Raw genomic sequence first — 21,820 nt, forward strand, 5'->3', positions numbered from 1 at the left:
TAAACCTAACTATGTAACAAAATGTAAAAAGCTAGAAGCTCTTGTGATTGCTCCACTTCACTTCATTACGTACCCTACGGGAAGGCTTACGCCAACGCAATCACATATTTAAAAATTTTCTCGCCTACCTACTTATTTGACTGATAGCTGCATAGTTAGTTTTATAAATAGTAAGTGTTTCTTTAGCTTGTATAGAGACAGACGTCCTCTCTGGAATAGCTTCTAATAAATTGATTGCTTGTTGCCATTTATTTTGTGCTTGCTGCCGAATTAATCGTGAATGAGATGAATTTTGTCCAAATAAATTAGCTTCTATTGCTAGTTTTTGGGCTGATTCTAAGTTTGCTAAGGCTTTATTTTCAATTAAGACTCTTTGACTGATAAATTTATAGTTAATCCGATAGTAAGCCAATTTATTCTTTGCCTGGTCATAAACTGATGTTTCATTAGGAATACTATCTAACAAATTTATTGCCTGACGCCATTTGTTTTGTGCTTGTTGCCAGACTTGTAGAGGATGCGGTGGATTTTGAACCTGAGAAGCAGCCTCCATACCGAGTTTTTGAGCAGATTTAAACTTGGCGATGGCTGCGCCAACCTCTGGGGCGATCGCAGTTCCTTGTTGAGTTAAAATTAAACTCGTCTGCTGCAATTGTGGACTTTGCTCTTGAATTTTCCAACTACCAAAACCTAAAATTAATAAACTTGAGGCGATGAGCAAAGCCGAACGGACTATTTTTTGTGTCGAAGATGGTACTATTTCTACATGCTGGCTAATAATTGCTTCTTTACTACTTTCCTGTTCAATCTTTTTTAGGGCTTGTTCTGCCTGTTCCCTTAAAGTATCACCTTGAATAATTAAAGCAACAATTTGTTCTTGGAAAAAATCACAATCATTCAGAATATCTGTCAATTCTTGAAATTTGCCATTACTCGATATAATTAATTCGTGGTCATCATCTAACCATTCTAAGACGAAGCCCGATTTGCCACAAAAAGCAGACACTCCTAATAAAATATTTAATAAGCTCCGACTATTTTTAATCGTATTAAAAATATAATTTAACTTCTGTTGCAACTGTAATAATTCATTTTGAGAATTACTGATATTTTGAATTTGATGCTCTAACAGATGAGAATTTTCCAAATATAAGTTAATTTTTAAGCTTTCAGCAATTACCTGAAAATTTGCACAGAGGCTGAGATGATTAATATCAAAATTTAGTTGATTGACTAACTGAACATCACTAAGAATATCAGTAGCTATTGCCTGCAAAAAATAACCCCATTCAATCCAATTATCAATTTTTGATTGTAAATCAGTTAATGAAATTTTAGTTTTTGAGTTGCCAAACTTTTCTGCTATAGCTGGATCTACCAACCCAACACTAGGTATAAACAAACTAGCTACAGTAGCTATTCGAGGAAGTGTAGCGATCGCAGAATTGTTGATGTGATCAAATTTCAATTCCTGAGCAATTAATTTTTGAATATTCCGTAGTTGTTCCTGAGCGTTATTAATCAGGATAATTTGCTCCATTATTTCATTAGAATCGCCAATAGTCAGTTTGAGACTCTGAATCAGTGTTGGCAATTCACTAACAAGTATTTCTAGATTAGCCATAAATACCCCTTAGGGATTTGTCGAAAGTTTATACGAAACAATTAAAATGGCTTGAGTAAGAACATAACCACGCCTGTTGCATCTGAGCATCCTGAGTGAGTGACATATCTCAGGAGCTATAAAATGTATAGTTCCCGGAAATCCTGCTAAAGTAACAATTGAAGTTTCAAAATTCCAGAGAAAGCCAAAATTACCCATTCACTAACTTATGAATGAAGTTGATTTAGCGTTTACCCCAGCACTAGAGTTGGCGCAATTAATTCGTCGCCGGGAAGTATCACCGCTAGAGTTGGTGGAAATATATTTAGAACGGATTGGGCAGTTAAATCCCCAATTAGGAAGTTATTTTACGGTGACGGCAGAACTAGCGATCGCAGATGCCAAAGCCAAAACAGAATTATTGACAACTACCTCCGAACTACCGCCATTTTTTGGGGTGCCGATTTCCATTAAAGACCTCAATGCTGTAGCAGGTGTTACCTGTACTTTTGGAAATCCAGCATTACTGAACAATATCCCTAACTATGATGATGGGGTTGTGACGCGGATTAAGCAAGCTGGGTTTACTATTCTCGGTAAAACAGCCACTTCCGAATTAGGTTCATTGCCTTACAGTGAACCTACGGGTTTTCCCGCAGCCAGAAATCCGTGGAATTTAGAATACACCCCTGGCGGTTCCAGTGGTGGCGCAGCGGCGGCGGTAGCAGCAGGATTGTGTGCGATCGCTCAAGGTTCTGATGGCGGTGGTTCAATTCGGGGGCCTGCGGCTTGTTGTGGTTTGGTGGGACTAAAACCATCCAGGGGCAGAGTGAGTAAAGCACCCGTAGGCGAACGCCTGGCTGGAATTGCCGCCAACGGCCCAATCGCCCGGACTGTCGCTGATGCTGCTGCCCTTTTGGATACTATATCTGGCTATGTCACAGGCGATCCTTACTGGTTGCCCGATCCCGAACCATCATTTCTCGCCGCCACTCAGACAAAGCTCGGTGCTTTGCGAATTGCCTTTGACACTAGCATTTCTCCTTTGGGAGAAGCTGACGCCAACTGTCAGCAAGGTGTCCGCCAAACAGTCGAGTTATTAGAACAACTCGGCCACCAAGTTGAACAGAAATCCCCGGATTTTAGTGGTTTAGTTGAACCATTTCAAATCGTCTGGCAAGCTGGGGTAGCTGCGTCAGGACTTCCTGTTGAAGCCTTGCAGCCAGTAAATCGCTGGCTATTTGCCCGCACAGGTTCTGTTGCAGAATACCTGCAAGCAGTTTCCCAAATGCAGATAGTGGTACGGCAAATTGTGGCGTTTTTTGATACCGTGGATGTGCTGGTATTGCCAGTTTATCTACATTCACCTATCCGCGTTGGGGAATGGGCTTCGCTGAGTCCAGAAGAGACATTCCAAAATATTATTGAATGGGTTGCCCCTTGTCCACCTGCTAATGCAACTGGACAACCTGCGATCGCAATTCCTGTAGGCTTTGATAGTAAGGGTTTACCCATCAGTGTGCAGTTAATTGGCAAACCTGCGGCTGAAGCTACCCTGATCAGCCTAGCAGCACAATTAGAAGCGGCTAACCCTTGGATTGATCATCGTCCAGCCTTTGCAATATCAGGCTAATCATGCAGGCATCCCTGGAACAACTTTCACAAATTCTTGTGTTTTCAGGTTTAGAAACAGCAGACAAAGTAAATTTGCAACCTTACACTCAAGTGCAACGCTATCGCAAAGGAGAGATTATTCTGCATGAGAGCGATCGCTTACCAGGAAAACTCTATGCTGTTGTCAGTGGAGCAATTCAAGTTACCAAAACAGCAATAACGGGGAAAGAAACGATTCTCCGCGCTTTAGCTGCTGGAGAAATTTTTGCGGCTCCTGCTTTATTAGGAAATGGAATTTCTCCAGCAACTGTGACTGCTGAATCTGATTGTGAGATTCTGACTGTAGAGCGAGATGCTTTATTAAAAGCTATTGGGCAAAATCCGGAAATTGCATTACGAATGCTAATGGTTTTTAACAGTCGGATTCAGCAATTGCATGAAACAGTCCACGGATTAGTTTCTGAAAGAGCTATTGTTCGTCTTGCCAGGTTAATTCAATATTTTGCTGCCGAATCGGGAACTGAATCAAGTCCACAAGGTGAGTGTTTAAAAGTCAAATTATCTTATTATCGCATGGCTCGGAGTAGTGGCATTACTTACGAAGAATGTGTGCGGTTAATAAAAAGTTTGAAATCAGTAATTGCCTATGGTCGGGGTGGAACGATTATAATCCTTGATGCTGAGAAATTGGATGCGATCGCTTCTGGTACAATACTACCTGAACATATTACCTAATCCGCTCTATAGGAATTCGGTTAGATTTTTGCAAAAGACTACGAGATAATATAATGTCTCAACTTTGCGCGGTTCCAGTAAAACCTTTTTAAGTGACTGGACGTACCACACGAATTAGTTTTCCTTGCAACGATTCTTCTGCTGTCACAGCCTGATTTATTCGGGCTGCAAACTGCTGCCAATTACGATTGTTAGTGCAAACAATAATACCGAAATGATTGCAATTTCGACGATGCAAGCGAATAAAATCATCCCTGTTAATGGTTAAAATCGAGCGTTCCTGGCTAGTTGCAAATGCCAGCACTTCCTCATCTGGTATGCCTTGTTCTGCATTTCCTGCTTCCTGAACTGTCAAAACATCATGCCCCAAAGTGCGTAATAATTCCACAACTGGAAGCGGAAACTGCTCATCTGCATAAAAGCGTACCATTAACTAGGCTACCTGATTTCGTTCGATGGCTAGTTCGATTTCATCGGGATAAGCTTCTGCATATCCCCAAGCATTAGCTAAATCTGTAGCTGTAATGGTTGGATAACTCGTCAAAAGGTCAGCATCACTATACCCAAGACGACGAGCTTCCACAAGTACCCAGACGGGAATACGAGTTTTAATGATGCGAGCATCTCCACCACAAACTCTAGGGGTTTTCTCAATTCCTTGCCAATTGCTACCTAGACTTTGAGCAAGTAACTGAATAGCCTGCAATTTTTCACCAGGACTGAGGGCAAGAAGTTGTTGTTCTAACTCTTTGAGTGTCACGGATGTAAATCCTCTAATGTTTTGTCAGGCTATATTTACAATTTTATTTGTTCCTGTGCAGTGACAACTAGAACTAAACATAAAGCCGCGATGCTTTCCACTCGTGGTCAAGAATAGCGTAAAGAAAGTTGTCGTACCATCTACCTTTGATTAACTCTTTTTGCCGTAGATGATCCTCACGACGCATACCAATTTTTTCTAATACCCTTACAGAAGCAATATTCTCCATAACACACCAAGACCAGATACGATGCATTCCCATTTCTTCAAAGCCGAACTTTAAAATTGCCTGTGCTGCTTCTGTTGCATAACCTTGTCCCCAATACTGAGTATTTAGTTCATAACCGATATTTGCTTCCCGCATTTTTGCGTCGTTTACACGAATACCACAATTGCCAATAAGCCGATTTTCTTCTTTGAGGACAACAGCTAACTGAAACTTTGTTCGTGGTTGCTCTTTTTGCTGATCAATAAATATCTGGATAAACTCGCAAACATCCTTTTGTGTCCGGTGCGTCCAATCGTTGTAACGCAAGTACAAAGGATCAGATTGATAGGCAAAAACCGCCTGCCAATCTGCCTTTATAAAGTCACGCATTAGCAAGCGGTGTGTTTCTAAGATCATGTCTTTTCTCTATGCGCTGAGTGCAGGCAATCTAGGAATTTTAACTTTTACATTTTGCACCCTGCTAAATCTACGTAAGCTAGTGGAATGATTAAGTTGCCCGATCAATTTTTTGCACTTCTTGATCAGATAGTTTCACATTCATAGCTTGTGCTGAGTCTTCAATGCTGGAAATCTTGCTAGCACCAGGAATTGGCAAAATAGCGGGCGACTTGGAACGCAACCACGCCAAAACGATATTATACACAGACACGCCTTTTTCTTTAGCTAACTGAGCGATCGCGGGGATATCTTGCAAGTCCTGATGGCGACGCCTACCACCAAAGGGACTCCAAGGCAAAAAGGTCAATCCTTGCTGTTCGCAATACTTCAACACGCCATCTTTTTCTGGCTGTCGTTGCCAAGGGCTGTATTGATTCTGCACCGAGATAATATCTACCACATCCCGCGCCTGCTTAATTTGTTCAACGGAAAAGTTAGAAACTCCCACAAACCGAATCAAACCAGCCTCCACTGCTTCTTTAACTGGTGCAAGGGATTTTTCAATAGTGTAATTAGAATCGGGAGAATGGTATTGCCAAACATCGATGGGTTTAGCACCACCCAACGCCTCAAAACTGACTCGAATTGTTTGGCGCAAATGTTCTGGGTTGCCGTTGCTTGTCCAGTTGCCATTGGGACGCATCAAACCGCCCTTAGTTGCCACAATTACTTGGCTAACATCGCCTTTGTAATTACTAAGTGCCTTGTGAATTAATTGCTCGTTGTGGTGCTTTTCTGACTCATCTTTGCAGTAAGAGTCGGCAGTATCAATAAATGTAATACCCAGATCCAAGGCCCGATGAATAACTTGGATTGATTCCGATTCGGGAGGGCGATTAGAGATTGACATGGGCATACCACCCAAACCAATCGCACTCACAAAGATACCAGTTTTTCCTAGCTGTTTGGTTTCCATGCTTCTAGCTATAGCTTTCTGCCCCAATTATCTACCAGCCAGCCAAAGATTTTTTAGGGATTCATCGGAAATCTTCCCTAGTACTTAGACTTGGCGATATGTGAATGGGCTACGAGGGGAATACTCTACTCAGTGATTAAGTATTCTATACACAAATACCGATGAAAATTGTAGAGGAAACCCGTACTAGATTGCAGCTAAAGGATCGACCACTCGGATATTGGTTCAGTGGGGGGTGCATTTTTACTATCTGTTTAAGCTTTTTGATTTACTGCTTAGTTTTTGATTCTGCTTCAGTTAGTCTCAGTTGTACTCGACCTTCACCAAACCAAATTAACTGTGAATTAAAGCGGTTTAATTTGCTGGGAAGTATGGAGAAACTCAAAATGTTTGATCTCCAGGAAGCATACATTCTTACAAAGACTGGTAGCAAAGGAGCGAAAACTTATCAAGTTATGATTGTGACTCCATTTAGAGATTTTGCCCTGCTGTCACATGTTAGCTATCAAGAGAATCAGGAAGTTGCCTTTAAAATCAGCGATTTTATCAACTCTGGGCAAACTTTCCTATTAGTGCAGCAGAATCAGCGTAATTATCTATTTTTCTTAAATTTATTTACATTGATTATTATGGCGATCGCTGCTTATTTTGCAACATCACCTGTAACTATCTGCACCTTCTATAAGAGTATCAATAAGGTATTTATCGAACGTAAAAGTATCCGTGGCAACCAAGTTATTGAACATCCGCTAGAAAATATTCTGCGTTTTGATATCCAAGAAAAGCAATTTAAACACTCCAAACTTTATCGGGCTGTAATTGTGCTGAAATCCTTTAAAGAAATACCAATTAATCCACAATACACTGATGAAAAGAGCATCAAATATGCAGTTCATAGGATACACTCATTCATGAAATATTAACCAATATTATTCTCATGACGTGCCACTGTGCCCTGAGACTGAAGTCACATATCTCTGATTTATTTGAGATGTCTATTTAAGTTATGTTTGGTAATTGGCAAGCAACAGACTATCCAGCCATTGAGTTAAGTTCATTAGCGAAAATTCATTTTTGAGCTAATACTGCACAGTATTTATTGAGGTCGGATCTACCCACATTTTTGTTATTTATCCAGTAACGTAAGCACTTATTTGGGATAAATTGCGATGTCCGAATAGCATCGTCAATCGCGCTATACTGCTTGTCTTTCCCTTTGCATTTAAACTCATAAACTATCATGGATCGACCTTTGTTTAGCACAATATTATGTTACCGTAGATTACATAAGATGTGTGATCAGGGTAAGATAAATCAGACGAATAAATTTGCCATTGGTGCTACATCCCCGTCTTTTCAAAGCAAAGATGTAGTCCTATTGAAAGTTCTTATAAAGCATTGTGAGTGCAAAACGTCTGCCAGAAACCATTGCCCATGTCAGAATTACTCGCCAATCCTGGCAACACGGCTTCCTTGAGGGTGAAGTGAGTGCAGGTGAGTTTGAGTGGCATTTCCAGTGGCATTTTCGCCGGGGAGAACTTGCCGTCAAGCCTTCCCAAGGCCGCGCCTTAATCAAAGAACCCCTCGGTCGATTTTTGGAGCAACAAGATTATCAGTTAGAGCCTGGAGGAGATTATGCTTTTACTATTCGGGCGGAACTTTAAAAGTTAGGAGCCATTCAATTTTGGATTTCAGATTTTAGATTTTAGATTTTTTCTTCAATCCCTTCGGCTTGGTGCAGTCGCTCATGGGGGAGACCCCCTACAGCTCTTCTCAAGACAGGAGACGCTCTTGCGTTCGGGCATCCTACGGCAGGCGCTAGCCTCTCGCAATGTGAGAGAACGCGCTGCTTCACCAAAATCCAAGTTGCGCTGTCAGCGCACCAAAGGTGCGACGCAAAATCTAAAATTGGTTGAGTGCTGATTCCGTGAGGCGATTTAAGTATCTTTCGATTAGGAGGATGGCAACAATGTCATCTATCGGCCTTGGTGGCTGTCGCAGACCCTGCGGCAATAGCTTTATTAACCCTTTGGGCGGGAACATTTGCCAATAGCGATCGCGTGCTTCTAAGCTTGTGTAGCGCTCATCCACTAAAATAATATTCAGCGGTTCTCTCAATTCCTGATATAATTGCTGTCTCCACTGCTTGGCTGTAGTTTGGTCGCCCATTACCATCAAGGAGATCGGAAACTTTTGACGCAGTGTCTCAATGGTAGCGATCGCCTCTTTTGCTAGCACGACCTGATGATAATGCAGTTGCCGATCCAGTCCGATCACCGCTAAACCACACTTATCTCGACCTGGATCAAACCCCAAGATGACTGGTTGCGTTGGTGAAAATTCACGGAAAGTCATAATAAATTAAAAATTAAAAATTAAGAATTAGAAATGTTCGCATAGCATCTCGTAGACAAGAAATGCAATCACAGCAAGTATTTTAGCTGCTGTTCAAATATGTTTAAATCTTACTAATAACAGTGTGCAAATATTTTTTTATTTTTTAAGTACTAAAAATGATTTGTCCGTTTACTATTGCCACTAATTTTACTCTCAATGGCCCGGCTGTATAAGTGTCCTCTGCTGCGATCGCTTTGATCTCCAATGGTTGATTATACTGTCTTAATTGGGTGACAAAGCGCAGAAAAGTCCCCTCTACTTGGACATTTTCGACAATTCCGGCGTTCCGGGCCCGAAATTGGGAAGCAGAAATCAGTATTTCCAGCCGTTGCTGTAACTGATAAGATGTCATGGTTTTGGAATCGGTAGTAGTTGTGGCCAGCACTGCGCCTCCCGAAAAAACCAATTGATTCCGGGCTGTATCGGCGAAAAATTCGATCTGCTTTTCTCCCCTGACGTAATTACCGGCCGAGAAAATTCGCACCACGTATTCTTGACCATCGCCAATCTGCTTGCTTAATTGCTCAATCCTATCCTGGGTCACGCGCAGTAGCTCTACATTTGCAGGATTTGCACCAGGCTCACTTAATTCGAGGTTGGCGTTGCGATTGGCTTCTTGTAAAAGTTGTATAACTGCTTGGCTAGCAGCAGCAGCTTGGGTAACACGAACTACACCAGCAGACAGAACTTGACCGCGAACTAAGGCCAGCTTACCTAGACGCAGGTCGCGGTAAGACTGATAATATTTTTCCAGCCTTGCAACTTCCAGTTCTAGTTGCTCCTGTTGTGCTTCCAATTCTTTGAGGCGCGATTCCCGTTTAGCAATCACTTGCTCTCGCGCCGTAATTTCTACATTCCGCTTTTGAATTAGTTGATCGAGCTGGACGATTTTTTGATCGCGCACTTCTATCGCTTCTTGACGGTTAGCAAGTTCGCGATCGCGTTTTTCAATAGCTGTTTTGGCTTCGCCAATTGCTTTTTTAGCTTCAACGTACAGTCGTTGACGTTCTGTCTTCAGTAGTTCTACTGCCGCCTGTAGCTCCTTTCTCTGATTGTAAACGCTTTGGAGTTCAGTTATGGCTTTTTGGTACTGAGTTACAACTTGTTCTAGCTGACCTTGAGTCCGTTGGAGTTGAGTTTGGGTTTGAGCTTGTTGATTAATGGTGCGATTCAACTGAGCTTGTGTTTGGCGTTGTTTGGCATTCGCCGCCTGCAAATATTGATTGATTACCTGCAAGTCTTGTTGTGCTTTTGCTTGGGCAATTCTTGCTTGGTTTAGCTCACTCTCTACCTGACTTTTCTGAGTTTCTGCGGTTTTTAGCTGTTCCCGCTTTTGCCTGAGGTCTGTTTGAATATCCTCTAATTCAAAGACTCCCTTTCGCAAACCTTCGTCAGCAGTGAATAAAATCCCTAAAGTTGATGCTGAAATCAAACCACCCGTAAAAATTGTTACCAGTACAGCGGTGTTTTTCGGACGAAGATTAAAAAGTGAGAGGCGGGCTTTGCCAACTCGTGTGCCGATGCGATCGCCCACGGTTGCAATTACGCCTCCCAGAATTAAAATTGCTGCGATGAGGATGTATCCGGTGGTCATCTTTAGCTACCGAAATCCTTCCAGATACAGCCTACTACTTTTAACCATTGTCTGGAAAGAAGTGGAAATTGGCAATAGCAGAAATTACTCAATTTTAGATTTACCTCTAGCTATTAGTGTCATTTTTCAAAATACAACACGCGCCGATTCCCCTTTCTCCAATTGCATTTATGTGAATTGCCTACTTAAGGTAACAGGTTTGTGCACAGTAATCTTCTTTTTGTGGATAGAAATCATCTTTTTTTCACGCAAATCCCCCAGTAGCCTAGTGACAGTAACACGAGTTGAACCAATTGCCTCTGCGATCGCTTGATGAGATAACTTCAGATCAATAGTGATCCCATCTGCACAAGGAACCCCAAAATCCCGACAAAGAATTAACAAAAAACTCACCAACCTGGAACCCATATCTCGGTGAGCGAGAGTTTCAATCATCATCTCCGTCTGTAAAATGCGCGAAGACAGACCTCGCAACATTAACATTGATAATTCTGGATTTTCCTTGAGTGCTTGCTCCACTTGTTCAATTGGTGCTGACAGTAATTCCACAGGGGTAAATGCAACCGCATGGTAAAACCTATCCGACTTATTTCCTGTCAGCAATGACAATACACCAAAAACACTATTTTCTCGCAGCAGTGCTACCGTTATTTCCTCTCCTGCCTCGTACACCCTGGAAAGTTTAACAGCACCTTTCAAAAGAAAATAAACTCGTTCGGCAGGATCGCCAGGAAAAAAGATCGTTTTATTGCGTTCAAACGTTTCCACAACTGGCGGAAACGCCCCGGTCGCCATCTGACGAAATACATTTGCTAGGGCTTTATCTTGTGTCACGATCATCTCCCTTCCCCTACCCAATGCCGGAAAAACAAAAACTGATTACCTAAGAATACACCTGAAAAATGAATAAAGCACCGTCAACCTTTCTGTACTTTCCTATACTCAAACTAATCGCTTCATAACTCTTTGTTTATAATGATACATAATTGTTGATCCTTTCAGCTACTAGTTCTTGATAAGTAGTTCCAATAGCTGTATTCAAAAGGGTTTTTTAAAGAACAAATAAAGATATCTTGAGAATATCTTTAGGAAAAATCAAGAATTTTGTCACAGGAAACACCCTTACCAATATTCATTTTTGCAAATCCTGTATAAAACAAAGACAAAACGTGCCTCAGATTCTAGTATGCTCCTAATGATCGATCGCATTAATATATTTCTATGCTGAATCTGACTGGAAAAAATGCTCTTGTTACAGGTATTGCCAATAACCGCTCGATCGCCTGGGGCATCGCCCAACAGCTGCATAAAGCCGGAGCAAACCTGGGTATTACCTACCTGCCGGATGAACGCGGCAAGATGGAGAAAAAAGTTGCGGAATTGGTAGAACCCCTCAACCCAAGCTTATTTCTTCCCTGTAATGTCCAAAATGATCAACAGATTCAATCTACTTTTGAGACAATTCGTGAGCAGTGGGGGAAGCTAGACATCCTCATTCATTGTCTTGCCTTTGCCAGCAAAGATGACTTGAGTGGAGATTTTAGCCAAACCTCTCGTTCAGGCTTCAACACCGCCTTAGAAATCAGTACCTACTCGCTGGTGCAGTTAAGTGGTGCAGCTAAACCTTTGATGACAGAGGGAGGTAGTATCGTCACCCTGACATATTTAGGCGGTGTCAGGGCAATTCCTAACTATAACGTTATGGGAGTTGCCAAGGCGGGGTTAGAAATTAGTGTGCGTTACCTAGCCGCTGAACTAGGGCCGCAAAATATCCGCGTCAATGCCATCTCCGCAGGCCCCATCCGCACTTTGGCATCTTCAGCGGTAGGCGGGATTTTGGATATGATTCATCATGTAGAAGAACTAGCTCCCTTACGACGTACCGTTACTCAGTTAGAAGTGGGCAATGCTGCGGCTTTCTTGTGTAGTGATTTGTCCAGCGGCATTACCGGACAAATTCTATATGTAGATGCAGGATATGAAATTATGGGAATGTGACGCGATAAAGTGAGGAGTTAAGAGTTAAAAATTCATAACTCCTAACTTCTAATTCTTTCCACTCCCCATGCAAACAACCAATCGCCAAGTTAATTCAAACTACGACCAGTCAACTAAAACCCCTCGGATTGCCACTGTTCACCGCAGCACTGGTGAAACCGATGTGCAAGTTACCATCAACCTGGATGGTAGAGGAACTTGCACGGCAGCAACTGGCATTCCGTTTTTGAATCATATGCTGCATCAAATTGCCTCCCACGGGCTGATTGATATAGATGTCCAAGCCACAGGAGATTGGGAAATTGATGACCACCACACCAACGAAGATGTAGGCATTACCTTAGGGCAAGCTTTGAACCAAGCACTGGGCGACAGAAAAGGCATTGTCCGCTTTGGTAATTTTCTCGCACCACTGGATGAAGCTTTAGTTCAGGTAGCACTAGACTTTTCCGGACGTCCTCACCTTAGCTACGGCTTGCAAATTCCTAGCCAGCGCGTAGGAACCTATGACACCCAACTGGTGCGCGAATTCTTTGTGGCACTCGTGAACCATAGCCAAATGACACTGCACATTCGGCAACTGGATGGCATTAATTCCCATCACATTATTGAAGCAACATTTAAAGCGTTTGCGAGGGCAACCCGGTTGGCAGTGGAAATTGACCCCCGTCGGGCTGGCGTAATTCCCAGTTCTAAAGGCGTTTTGTAAAGTTAACCAGAATTACTTACCAGGACTGACATTTATAGTATTAATTCAGCTACCTGTTTGCGATAATTGACACACTGCTTGGTGATGGTTATTATCAGCCTATCGGGTAACTTGTAATTAATACCAAACTGGTAAATAGCGATTTAATCGAGATGAAGTCTGTTGCAGATGACCCTGATTCTCAACTTAATCCGACAGACACTCCGCCAGTAGTCCTAACTTCTGAGTTGCGAAAAGTCTATCGCACTGGTTTTTGGCTAAATCAAAAAGTCGTATCTCTCAAAAATTGTTCTTTAACAGTTAATAAAGGGGAAACCTTTGGGTTACTGGGGCCAAACGGTGCTGGTAAAACCACCCTTTTAAAATTGTTACTGGGAATTATTCGTCCTACCTCTGGACGGGGATTATTATTGGGTGAGCCACTAGGCGATCGCAATGTTAAGCAACATATCGGCTATCTGCCGGAAAATCCCTATTTGTATGACTATCTCACTGGCTGGGAATTTTTGCAGCTAGCAGCTGGGCTATTCCAAATTCCCAAAAGTGCCCAACGCCAACGCATTCCCCAACTACTGGAATTAGTGGGTTTATCCCAAGCCGATGCCCACAAAAAGCTGCTGCGCCGCTATTCCAAAGGAATGCTACAGCGTGTTGGCATGGCACAGGCGCTAATTAACGAGCCAGATTTGGTTTTTCTCGATGAACCAATGTCTGGTCTTGATCCGGTGGGACGCTACCAAATGCGGGAAATTATCCTGGCGCTAAAAGCCGCTGGAAAGACGATTTTTTTCAACAGCCACATTCTTAGTGAAGTAGAACAGATTTGCGATCGCATTGCCATCCTCGCTCAAGGTGAATTAATTTGCTCTGGTTCCCTAAATGAACTCTTAGGCACAAAAAACACATATCACGTCAAAGGACAAGGTGGTGACGGGGAAATTCTCAAAAAATGGATGCCTACTCTCAGATTTGAACATGATGGTTCCTGGCAAGGTACACTACAAGACGATTACTATGATTTTCTCGCCAGTCTTCGTCTCATGGAGGGTAAAATTATTGCCATGAACTTGTCGCGTTACTCCCTTGAAGAGTTTTTTATTCAACAAATCGAAACAAAAAATAACTCACTGAATTAGTCTTGTTGTTTATTGCCAAATAGGAAATTTTAGGTGTTTAAAATTGCTATATCCATCAAGCAGGGTTAACTTTAAATTAACTTCACTAAAAATTCAAATTCAATCAACAAATTTCCTCCGGAAAATCACACTTTTCGAGGAAAATAAGAGTGTCGGGGAACTTGAATACTTAGGTATAGTCCAAATAAAAATGTTTAGACAGTACATTATTGATCGTAGTTTCAGAGTCTCAAGTAAATATGCTTAACAGAAGTTTGTTTAAATTCCTAACTCAGCCAGTTGTGGGTGTGGCTTTGTTAACTGCTGTCAATGCCGCTATGCCATGTATCAGTCTAGCTCAGGGACAACCATTACCACCAACTACACAAACACAAATAGATACTAATTATTCATTAGGAGGCGGCGATCGCATCCGTGTAAATGTATTTGAAGTACCTGAATATACAGGTGAATACCAAATTCCCCCAGGTGGAGCAATCAACCTGCCTTTAATTGGCAGTGTGTCAGTCCTCGGTCTAACAACTGAACAGGCTGCTGACGAAATTGCTAGAAGATATGCTCGCTTCCTCAAACGTCCCTTAATCTCAATTAATTTGTTATCGCCTCGTCCCATCAATGTTTTCGTTGCTGGAGAGGTAACACGTCCAGGAGCTTACACTCTCAGCTTGAGCGGAGGCGCGGGAGATAATCCAGGCGTACAATACCCCACTGTATTAACTGCATTGACAACAGCACAGGGGGTAACCCTGGCTGCGGATGTGACTCAAGTTCAATTACGGCGTAAAATAGGACGCTCCTCAGAGCAAGCCGTCAGTGTCAATTTGAAGGAACTCATTCAAACAGGCAGATTATCACAGGATATTACCTTGCGAGATGGAGACACCATAGTTGTCCCAACAGCAAACAACTTCAACGTAGCAGAATCCCGCAATCTGTTTGCAGCTAACTTTGCCGCTAGCCAAACCACACCACGCACAGTAACAATTATTGGTGAAGTTAACCGTCCCGGTTCCTATCTTGTCACCCCAGGTAACACAGATGCCCAGGGGAACGCAACCCCTAACACCGTTAACAGTGGCACTGCTAATCCCGCTGGTCTACCAAATGTGACGCGGGTAATTCAACTAGCTGGGGGAATTACAGCACAGGCTGATGTTCGTAATCTCAGGCTACGCCGACCGACACGATCCGGCTCAGAACAAGCTATAGATATTAATCTTTGGCAATTATTGCAGAGTGGTGACGCCAATCAAGACATCATTGTGCAAGACGGAGATACAATTGTTATTCCCACGGCTACTGAAATCAACCCCGCAGAAGCTACTCAATTAGCTACCACTACTCTGTCTCCTACACGCATTCAAGTTGGTGTGGTAGGCGAAGTTAAAAAACCAGGCTTAACAGACGTTCAGCCGAATAGCTCTTTAAATCAAGCTATACTCGCTGCTGGCGGATTTAATGATGCCAGAGCTAGTAGTAGTGCTGTTGATTTGATTCGCCTTAACCCTAATGGTTCTGTCACTAAACGTATAGTAAAAGTGGATTTCTCAGCTGGGATTAATGAGCAAACTAATCCTATACTCCGTAATAATGATGTTGTGGTAGTCAACCGATCTGGTTCAGCTAAGACTGGCGATACCATAAGCACTATAACTGGACCTCTAGGTATTATCTTTAGTCTTCTGAATTTGGTCGGACTCTAGTTTAAAGTACAGATGTGAATTGGGGGCGTTGGTCAACCCCCTCCGTCCCCCAAATTACACTATCTATGAGTCAAAGCTTAATAGTCAAGAGTTACATATAACCTTACTTAATCATTGATGAGAGAGAAAAAAGCTGAAAAGTTTATAACTACGTACTTTTAACAAGAAAGAATTCAGCAGTCAAGAGTCAGGAGCCAGAATTCAGAATTGAATTCTGTGCGACTGGTGAGGCAGCGCGGTCTTCTCCCTACAGCCCTTCTCCGAAAGGAGACGCTCTTGCGTTCGGGCATCCTACGGCAGGCGTTAGCGTCTCCGTCAGAAGAAGGGTGGATGAATAAATTAAGTCCGCCACCAAATCTTCTTGTTTTGTGGTCAACTTTTGTAGTAGTGGGTCTGAATCCCCCACACTCATTGATTCTGCATTCAGAATCAATCTCCATATTTTCTTAAGATTTAATTTGGATTGCTATAAAAAATAACTTTCTTATTCATAATGGGACTATTAAATTAACTCTTGTACTGCCTTTTGAGGGCAAGAACAGATGATAGAGCCGTACTCTTGCAGATAAGCAAGCTACACAAAGCGTCTCTTATTCCAAAGAAAAAGTTTTTGGTTCACTGAGAATAGCCGTTCTCGTACTCCTACAGACAAGCAATCTACGCGCCGCCTTGACCACAAAAGAAGACAAGACTAAGGTACAGAACTGGCTTGCCTTTCGGATCGCTTACTCAAAAATTGTATTTTCTATCCCCCATTTAAGGATAGTTTTAGGTACTATTACTCATTTACAAATACTGTAGACCTAAAGCCATCACTGAAAATTATTAATCTGCCATTGATAGGCTATTTCAAACTTTGTTTTAGTTACTCTAATTTCTTATGATAATGAGAATCTTTTAAAAGTTAAAGGCGAAAATTCCAGTCTGTTCGTTTATTTCAGTCATTTATTGATTATTATTATCATAAGAATTATTTAAGTAAATTAACTGATTGATGACAGATATACTATCTTAACCACAGATACCGCGTATACACAGTACAATGATGTCGAATTGGAAATGATGGCATTTGTACAGTTGCTCCGTGTCCATTTACTGGGTATCTCTGGATACTGATAATTTTCCTTCAGTACTTTCACCAGATATGTGCCAGTTTTTGGAAAACGAGCTAAAAGGGCTTTTCAGCCATATTTCCGTGGAAATTCTCAGGTGGTAACCTCATAAACCATGTATAAACTTAACAAACGGCAGTTACACGACCAGATCCAATATTGAGTTATTTACTAAGGCTAGAGCTACTGACCGTTGACGATTCAGTTTTTGCAACATACCCTATTTTTTCCCTATGATGATTCATGGTTTCGGTTTTCTTAGTTTGAGCGCATCTCTTGTACTTCCCTGGGCATTAACAGGTCTGGTTGCAGGAGAGAGAATAACAGAGTCTTTAGTTAAAGATGTTCGTCAGTCATTCACTGCTCAGGAAATCCCACTACCAAGCCGCAAGCTGATCAGTGCTATTTCAACTAAGACAACATACTATGTTAGTAGTAACGGAAACGACAGACATAGCGGACTCTCTACCTCATCCGCGTTTAGGACACTTGACAGGGCAGCAAACCTGACTGACCCTGGGGATACAGTACTCATTATGAACGGAGTATACAAAAATACAAGCAAAGTTGGAACAGTACTAGATATTAAACGCTCTGGAAGGGCAAATGCATGGATTACGTATAAAGCATATCCTGGACATCGGCCGAAACTTCAGAGCAATGGATGGCATGGAGTTTCGATTTCCAATGGAGCGTCATATATTGAGGTAAACGGGCTGGAGGTTGTAGGGAATAATAGCAATATAACCCTTGGTTATGCCCGGAGTCAGCAGAATAACAAATCAAACCCGCTGACGAATGGAAACTGCATTACCATAGATGGAAAAAATCGTCTCACCCACCATATACGTATTCTTAATAACAAGGTACACGATTGTGGAGGTGGAGGTATTGGAATGATAGAATCGGACTATGTGACAGTGGATAATAACCAGGTGTTTAATAATGCCTGGTACTCAGTCTTCGCCGGTAGTGGCATTTCGCTGATCACCTCTCGGAATTATGACAACAGCCAAAATTACAAGATGGTTGTGACCAGAAACAGGGTCTACAACAATCAAATGTTAATTCCCTGGATTCAGAACAAAAAGTTCCAAGACGGTAATGGCATTATTGTTGATAGTCACAGAAGGTTTGGGTATAGAGGACGTACTTTGATTGCAAACAATATCTCATATAGAAATGGTGGTTCGGGCATTCATACTTATGAAAGCGAACATGTAGATATTGTTCACAACACAGCTTATCTGAATAACCAGACTCCGGTAATTCATTACGGGCAAATCATGAGTAATTATTCAAGTGATATCAAAGTTGTCAATAACATCCTTTATTCTGCGCGTAACAGACCAATAAGCTTAATAAATCAAAGTCCCAACAGTACTTTTAACTATAACCTCTACAACAATAATGGTTCTCGTCAAATTGCTGTTGGAGCTAATGATATTATGGCAGATCCACAGTTTATTAATGCCTCGACTGGTGACTTTAGACTGAAACGGACGAGTCCGGCAATAAATAGGGGTTTTAGGTGGAATAATTTAAAAACTGATGCTCTAGGAAACCCTCGTGTGTATGGTTCAGCCTCCGATAGAGGGGCATACGAAATGCGGTATTAGTGAACAATGACCTTTGCCAATTTACGAAGATTGACATAAAACAAAACTGGGTGATGCGTGCCTATTGTTGCCATCAGGTAAAAAACTGATTCAATAAAACCCTGTATGGTTTTTGTGGAAGGAATTTTTACTGTCCTATCTGCATGCACTGCGGCTCTATGTTTTGCTTAACACTCAAGCACACACTTACCTTGGGTCGTTTCGGCAAAAGTTAAACCTACTTTTCTTTTTGGCAAAGGTATTGGGTAAATAGTAGTATGGTATAGGGTTGTATGGCAAAATCCTGATTTCTAGAAAGTTTTTGTCTACAACCCGTTGTTGTAAGCCACATTCTGAACCTAATATAAAACCTTGATTTTAATGCTGTAGCATAAAGAAGAGGGCGGTAGAACCAAATTAGATATAGTCACTTTATGGGACTTAGACAAAAAATACCCAAGAATTGAGCCTCAAATCTATATATAGATAGACTTTGACACAGTTTGGCTTAGTTGATTGATATATCTGGGTTTGGGCTAATTTTGAGCATTTGGTGTTTTTCCCTTACCCTGCATGGGTTTGAGGCTTGTTTTTTCCTCAAAATTGTTTAAGTCCTGTTAATTGCTATTTAAAAAGTTACGTTTTTCCATAACAGATATCAATAAATCAATTACCTAGATGCTTGTAGGATAATTTATTTTCTGGAAGTCTCTTAGCTCGACTTTATCCATTTTTCCGAATTGCAATGCTTATGGCAAGCTGATAAAAAGTGTCTAATTATCCTTTGAAACCGTCATCCATCTGTAACTATGACTTTATCAATGTCACGCAAATTAGTCACATTGGAAAAAATCTTGCGTGACAAACTATAATTTTTGTCAAATAACAAGGCGACGTTATTTGATTTGGATAAAGTCGAGATAAACAATCTGGGGTCAGAGGAACTACGAAATTCTAGTCAATGGTTTATTGATATGTCTTTTAGTAGCCCCTAAACTTTGGAGATTTTACTTTTTTGCAAGTCCCTTAAGTTCTTTTGTCAACTCCCTTGGTTTAAAATATTCATGCTCATGATATAAATAAATACTAGAATCATTTTTATCAATGATTCCATTTACGACTAAACCCAAGACGTTGTAATTGGATCTCTCTAATATCTCTTGAGCAGCGTTAGCACTATTAGAATCAATTACCCCAGGTCTAGCTACTAACAAAATCCCATCAGTCATTTGGCTTAAAGTCAAAGCATCGGCTGCCAAAAGGAGGGGAGGAGCATCAATAATTACAAAATCATAGTTATTTTGAGATGAGAAATTTTCAATTAATGATGCCATCCGTTTTGAGTCGAGCAAAGCAAGTGGGTTGGGAGGTCTAACTCCAGCAGTTAAGACATCAAGATTATCCATTACCTTAGATACAGTAATGTCAAATTCAGCCTGACCTACAAGAACCTCGCTCAAACCAACTGCATTGGTTAGTTGCCAGAGATGATGCTGAGAAGGAACTCGCATATCTGCATCAATTAGTAAAACTTTACGTCCTAGTTGAGCGATCGCTGCTGCCAAATTAGCTGAAACTGTAGACTTGCCTTCTTTAGGAACTGCGCTAGTTACCACGATAGTTTTGAGCACTTTATCTGAACTCAGGAATTTCAGATTGGCTTGAATCATCCGGTACATTTCGCTCGTTAAAGAGTGGGGCGTATCTCTGACGGCAATTGTTTGAACTGTTGATTCTGAATTTGAATAACGGGAGCGAATTTTTTTAACAGACAAAGGAACAATTCCCAGTAAAGTATATCCAAATACATCTCTGACTTCCTTAAGTGTTTTCAGAGATCTATCTCTCATTCCTAGAAAGAGAACAGTTGTAGTGGCTAAAAATAAACCGAACATCACTCCTAGCACTAAAACGATAATTTTTTTGCCTTGTACTGCCTTATTAGGAACTGAAGCCTGAGCAATAATCCGCGAGCTAGCTGTATTTGTATTCTCAACTAACTGTAATTCTTGAACCTTTTTCAATAAAGTTTGATATGTGGATTCTGCAACATCAACTTTCCGTTGTAACTCCCCCTGATTTTGTGCTAACTGGGGTATGATTTTCACTCGCTGTTCGTAGGTAGAACGGGAATTATTTAGAGAGGAAAGTCTTTTAATTAAGCCAAAGCGCTGTATTTCTGACTGGAGAAAATTTTCGATCAGGTTTTGTCTGAGTTCTCCAATCTGCAATAGGTTCTGCGGAATTTGTGTTTGATTGCCAACAGTCTGACCAATTTCCTGTTGCAGGAGAGATTTTAAGCTAGCTTTTTTTGCTTCTAAGTTAATAATTATGGGGTTGTCATCTAGGAAACGGCTACGCTCAATCGCTAGCTGTTGGTCGGTTTCTTGAAGTTGTGTAAGAATTCCCTGCACTGCAGGTGACTGACTGAGGGCACTCACAGCGATCGCTTGCTGAGAATTTAGCTCTACTTTCTGGCGCAGCTCATTGGTTTGGGCGTTTACCTCATCCAGTTGAGCCTTAACAGTATCCATCTCATTGTCTAGATTTCCAATAGTCGTAACGGCTGACTTTGTCTCCTCTGATAGATCTGCTATCTGATGCTTCTGTTTAAATATACGTAGTGCTACTTCTGCATTATCAACAGCCTCTTGAGTTTTAGGAAGCTGCTTGGCAATAAATTGACGAGTTGCTCCTGCCTCAGAGCGATTTGTCAGAATATCATTTTCTAAATAAAGCTTCATGATTGTGTTGACCACTGCCGCTGATTGTTCAGGGTCACGGCTGGTATAGCTAATTCGCAATACATCTGTGCCGCCAACAATTTTCATGACCACAGATTTTCGTAGTTTTTCTACTTCCAGAGGTTTACCTTCTTGGTCTTTAAGTCGTAGTTTGTCTATTGCTTGCTGCAATAAAGTAGGTGAAGAAATAACTTCAATTTGAGTGTTTATAGGATTTTGAGTTGCTAGTAGGGATTTTAAATCTCCTGCATCTCCTCCTTCACCGTTACTAGGCAAAAGATTAGATCCTACTACTTTAAAAGAAGGAATTCTAAATAACAGTTTTCCTTCAGCTTCATAGGATGGCTTCATAAATTGTGTAGCTATAGCACTGAGCATAACTGTAGCTGCAAATATTGCAGTAGCAGGTAGCCACCATCGTTTCAAGATCAATAAGTAACGACTAAGGTCTAAATCAATAGATTCTCTAGATTCCATAGATTTTTCCAACATAAATCTTCCAAAGTACAGATCTTAAGCAAGAAACTAAAAATT

18 protein-coding genes and 1 pseudogene are annotated in these 21,820 nt (G+C 41.4%); 9 read left to right on the forward strand and 10 right to left on the reverse strand.

Features of this window, described 5'->3' with window-relative positions; translation table 11 throughout:
• Nucleotides 1–124: 124 nt before the first annotated feature.
• Complete coding sequence (locus tag V7K49_RS30310; RefSeq protein ID WP_335208935.1) at nucleotides 125–1,624, reverse strand: hypothetical protein; 1,500 nt, start codon at nucleotides 1,622–1,624, stop codon at nucleotides 125–127.
• 208 nt (nucleotides 1,625–1,832) lie between these two features.
• Between V7K49_RS30310 and V7K49_RS30315 the strand changes: the two genes are divergently transcribed.
• A complete protein-coding gene (locus V7K49_RS30315; RefSeq protein ID WP_335208936.1) occupies nucleotides 1,833–3,236 on the forward strand; it encodes an amidase in 1,404 nt (467 codons plus the stop codon).
• Between the two features lie 2 nt (nucleotides 3,237–3,238).
• Nucleotides 3,239–3,952, forward strand: coding sequence for a Crp/Fnr family transcriptional regulator (locus V7K49_RS30320; protein ID WP_335208937.1), 714 nt, complete (start codon nucleotides 3,239–3,241; stop codon nucleotides 3,950–3,952).
• An 88-nt stretch (nucleotides 3,953–4,040) separates the two neighbouring features.
• Here V7K49_RS30320 and V7K49_RS30325 read toward each other — a convergent pair whose 3' ends face one another.
• The 4 genes from V7K49_RS30325 to V7K49_RS30340 all read right to left on the reverse strand — a co-directional run bounded on the left by V7K49_RS30325 (nucleotide 4,041) and on the right by V7K49_RS30340 (nucleotide 6,295).
• On the reverse strand, nucleotides 4,041–4,382 hold the full coding sequence (locus V7K49_RS30325) for a DUF5615 family PIN-like protein (protein WP_335208938.1): 342 nt from the start codon (nucleotides 4,380–4,382) through the stop codon (nucleotides 4,041–4,043).
• Between the two features lie 3 nt (nucleotides 4,383–4,385).
• Complete coding sequence (locus tag V7K49_RS30330; RefSeq protein ID WP_335208939.1) at nucleotides 4,386–4,712, reverse strand: DUF433 domain-containing protein; 327 nt, start codon at nucleotides 4,710–4,712, stop codon at nucleotides 4,386–4,388.
• A gap of 73 nt (nucleotides 4,713–4,785) precedes the next feature.
• On the reverse strand, nucleotides 4,786–5,337 hold the full coding sequence (locus V7K49_RS30335; protein WP_335208940.1) for a GNAT family N-acetyltransferase: 552 nt from the start codon (nucleotides 5,335–5,337) through the stop codon (nucleotides 4,786–4,788).
• Nucleotides 5,338–5,428: 91 nt separating this feature from the next.
• Complete coding sequence (locus tag V7K49_RS30340) at nucleotides 5,429–6,295, reverse strand: aldo/keto reductase (protein WP_335208941.1); 867 nt, start codon at nucleotides 6,293–6,295, stop codon at nucleotides 5,429–5,431.
• A 371-nt stretch (nucleotides 6,296–6,666) separates the two neighbouring features.
• Between V7K49_RS30340 and V7K49_RS30345 the strand changes: the two genes are divergently transcribed.
• Entirely contained in the window at nucleotides 6,667–7,218 is a 552-nt protein-coding gene (locus tag V7K49_RS30345; protein ID WP_335208942.1) for a hypothetical protein, read from the forward strand.
• 148 nt (nucleotides 7,219–7,366) lie between these two features.
• Here V7K49_RS30345 and V7K49_RS30350 read toward each other — a convergent pair.
• Nucleotides 7,367–7,537: pseudogene (locus tag V7K49_RS30350) on the reverse strand (RNA-guided endonuclease TnpB family protein); the annotation flags it as partial.
• Nucleotides 7,538–7,695: 158 nt separating this feature from the next.
• Between V7K49_RS30350 and V7K49_RS30355 the strand changes: the two are divergent.
• Nucleotides 7,696–7,959, forward strand: a complete 264-nt coding sequence (locus V7K49_RS30355; protein WP_069070640.1) for a DUF3146 family protein — start codon at nucleotides 7,696–7,698, stop codon at nucleotides 7,957–7,959.
• 238 nt (nucleotides 7,960–8,197) lie between these two features.
• On the opposite strand, the gene V7K49_RS30360 is transcribed toward V7K49_RS30355, so the two are convergent.
• The 3 genes from V7K49_RS30360 to ntcA all read right to left on the reverse strand — a co-directional run bounded on the left by V7K49_RS30360 (nucleotide 8,198) and on the right by ntcA (nucleotide 11,126).
• Entirely contained in the window at nucleotides 8,198–8,650 is a 453-nt protein-coding gene (locus tag V7K49_RS30360; protein ID WP_335208943.1) for a Holliday junction resolvase RuvX, read from the reverse strand.
• Between the two features lie 145 nt (nucleotides 8,651–8,795).
• On the reverse strand, nucleotides 8,796–10,286 hold the full coding sequence (locus V7K49_RS30365; RefSeq protein WP_335208944.1) for a DUF3084 domain-containing protein: 1,491 nt from the start codon (nucleotides 10,284–10,286) through the stop codon (nucleotides 8,796–8,798).
• Nucleotides 10,287–10,454: 168 nt separating this feature from the next.
• Nucleotides 10,455–11,126, reverse strand: a complete 672-nt coding sequence (gene ntcA, locus V7K49_RS30370) for a global nitrogen regulator NtcA (protein ID WP_010998529.1) — start codon at nucleotides 11,124–11,126, stop codon at nucleotides 10,455–10,457.
• Between the two features lie 381 nt (nucleotides 11,127–11,507).
• On the opposite strand from ntcA, the gene fabI reads away from it, so the two are divergent.
• From fabI to V7K49_RS30395, 5 genes are all read left to right on the forward strand, one after another.
• A complete protein-coding gene (gene fabI, locus V7K49_RS30375) occupies nucleotides 11,508–12,284 on the forward strand; it encodes an enoyl-ACP reductase FabI (RefSeq protein ID WP_334866331.1) in 777 nt (258 codons plus the stop codon).
• A 67-nt stretch (nucleotides 12,285–12,351) separates the two neighbouring features.
• Nucleotides 12,352–12,993 carry an imidazoleglycerol-phosphate dehydratase HisB gene (gene hisB / locus V7K49_RS30380; RefSeq protein ID WP_334866329.1) on the forward strand — a complete coding sequence of 214 codons (642 nt, stop codon included), beginning with the start codon at nucleotides 12,352–12,354 and terminating at the stop codon, nucleotides 12,991–12,993.
• 152 nt (nucleotides 12,994–13,145) lie between these two features.
• Nucleotides 13,146–14,129: an ABC transporter ATP-binding protein gene (locus V7K49_RS30385; RefSeq protein WP_335208945.1), complete on the forward strand. Its 984-nt coding sequence runs from the start codon at nucleotides 13,146–13,148 to the stop codon at nucleotides 14,127–14,129.
• A gap of 239 nt (nucleotides 14,130–14,368) precedes the next feature.
• Entirely contained in the window at nucleotides 14,369–15,832 is a 1,464-nt protein-coding gene (locus tag V7K49_RS30390; RefSeq protein ID WP_334866325.1) for an SLBB domain-containing protein, read from the forward strand.
• Nucleotides 15,833–17,177: 1,345 nt separating this feature from the next.
• Nucleotides 17,178–18,563, forward strand: a complete 1,386-nt coding sequence (locus tag V7K49_RS30395) for a right-handed parallel beta-helix repeat-containing protein (RefSeq protein ID WP_335208946.1) — start codon at nucleotides 17,178–17,180, stop codon at nucleotides 18,561–18,563.
• A 986-nt stretch (nucleotides 18,564–19,549) separates the two neighbouring features.
• Here the strand turns inward: V7K49_RS30395 and V7K49_RS30400 are convergent.
• Nucleotides 19,550–21,763, reverse strand: a complete 2,214-nt coding sequence (locus tag V7K49_RS30400) for a GumC family protein (RefSeq protein WP_335208947.1) — start codon at nucleotides 21,761–21,763, stop codon at nucleotides 19,550–19,552.
• Between the last annotated feature and the right edge of the window lie 57 nt (nucleotides 21,764–21,820).

Source organism: Nostoc sp. (assembly GCF_036919675.1).
Taxonomy (GTDB): Bacteria; Cyanobacteriota; Cyanobacteriia; order Cyanobacteriales; family Nostocaceae; genus Nostoc.

What these genes read in the sequence shown, in the direction of transcription:
- V7K49_RS30320 (WP_335208937.1), top strand. Translation starts at nt 3,239, where the DNA reads ATGCAGGCATCCCTGGAACAACTTTCACAAATTCTTGTGTTTTCAGGT.
- V7K49_RS30315 (WP_335208936.1), top strand. Translation starts at nt 1,833, where the DNA reads ATGAATGAAGTTGATTTAGCGTTTACCCCAGCACTAGAGTTGGCGCAA.
- V7K49_RS30390 (WP_334866325.1), top strand. Translation starts at nt 14,369, where the DNA reads ATGCTTAACAGAAGTTTGTTTAAATTCCTAACTCAGCCAGTTGTGGGT.
- ntcA (WP_010998529.1), bottom strand. Translation starts at nt 11,126, where the DNA reads ATGATCGTGACACAAGATAAAGCCCTAGCAAATGTATTTCGTCAGATG.
- V7K49_RS30385 (WP_335208945.1), top strand. Translation starts at nt 13,146, where the DNA reads ATGAAGTCTGTTGCAGATGACCCTGATTCTCAACTTAATCCGACAGAC.
- V7K49_RS30365 (WP_335208944.1), bottom strand. Translation starts at nt 10,286, where the DNA reads ATGACCACCGGATACATCCTCATCGCAGCAATTTTAATTCTGGGAGGC.
- V7K49_RS30400 (WP_335208947.1), bottom strand. Translation starts at nt 21,763, where the DNA reads ATGGAATCTAGAGAATCTATTGATTTAGACCTTAGTCGTTACTTATTG.
- hisB (WP_334866329.1), top strand. Translation starts at nt 12,352, where the DNA reads ATGCAAACAACCAATCGCCAAGTTAATTCAAACTACGACCAGTCAACT.
- V7K49_RS30345 (WP_335208942.1), top strand. Translation starts at nt 6,667, where the DNA reads ATGGAGAAACTCAAAATGTTTGATCTCCAGGAAGCATACATTCTTACA.
- V7K49_RS30310 (WP_335208935.1), bottom strand. Translation starts at nt 1,624, where the DNA reads ATGGCTAATCTAGAAATACTTGTTAGTGAATTGCCAACACTGATTCAG.
- V7K49_RS30340 (WP_335208941.1), bottom strand. Translation starts at nt 6,295, where the DNA reads ATGGAAACCAAACAGCTAGGAAAAACTGGTATCTTTGTGAGTGCGATT.
- V7K49_RS30325 (WP_335208938.1), bottom strand. Translation starts at nt 4,382, where the DNA reads ATGGTACGCTTTTATGCAGATGAGCAGTTTCCGCTTCCAGTTGTGGAA.
- fabI (WP_334866331.1), top strand. Translation starts at nt 11,508, where the DNA reads ATGCTGAATCTGACTGGAAAAAATGCTCTTGTTACAGGTATTGCCAAT.
- V7K49_RS30360 (WP_335208943.1), bottom strand. Translation starts at nt 8,650, where the DNA reads ATGACTTTCCGTGAATTTTCACCAACGCAACCAGTCATCTTGGGGTTT.
- V7K49_RS30395 (WP_335208946.1), top strand. Translation starts at nt 17,178, where the DNA reads ATGATGATTCATGGTTTCGGTTTTCTTAGTTTGAGCGCATCTCTTGTA.
- V7K49_RS30335 (WP_335208940.1), bottom strand. Translation starts at nt 5,337, where the DNA reads ATGATCTTAGAAACACACCGCTTGCTAATGCGTGACTTTATAAAGGCA.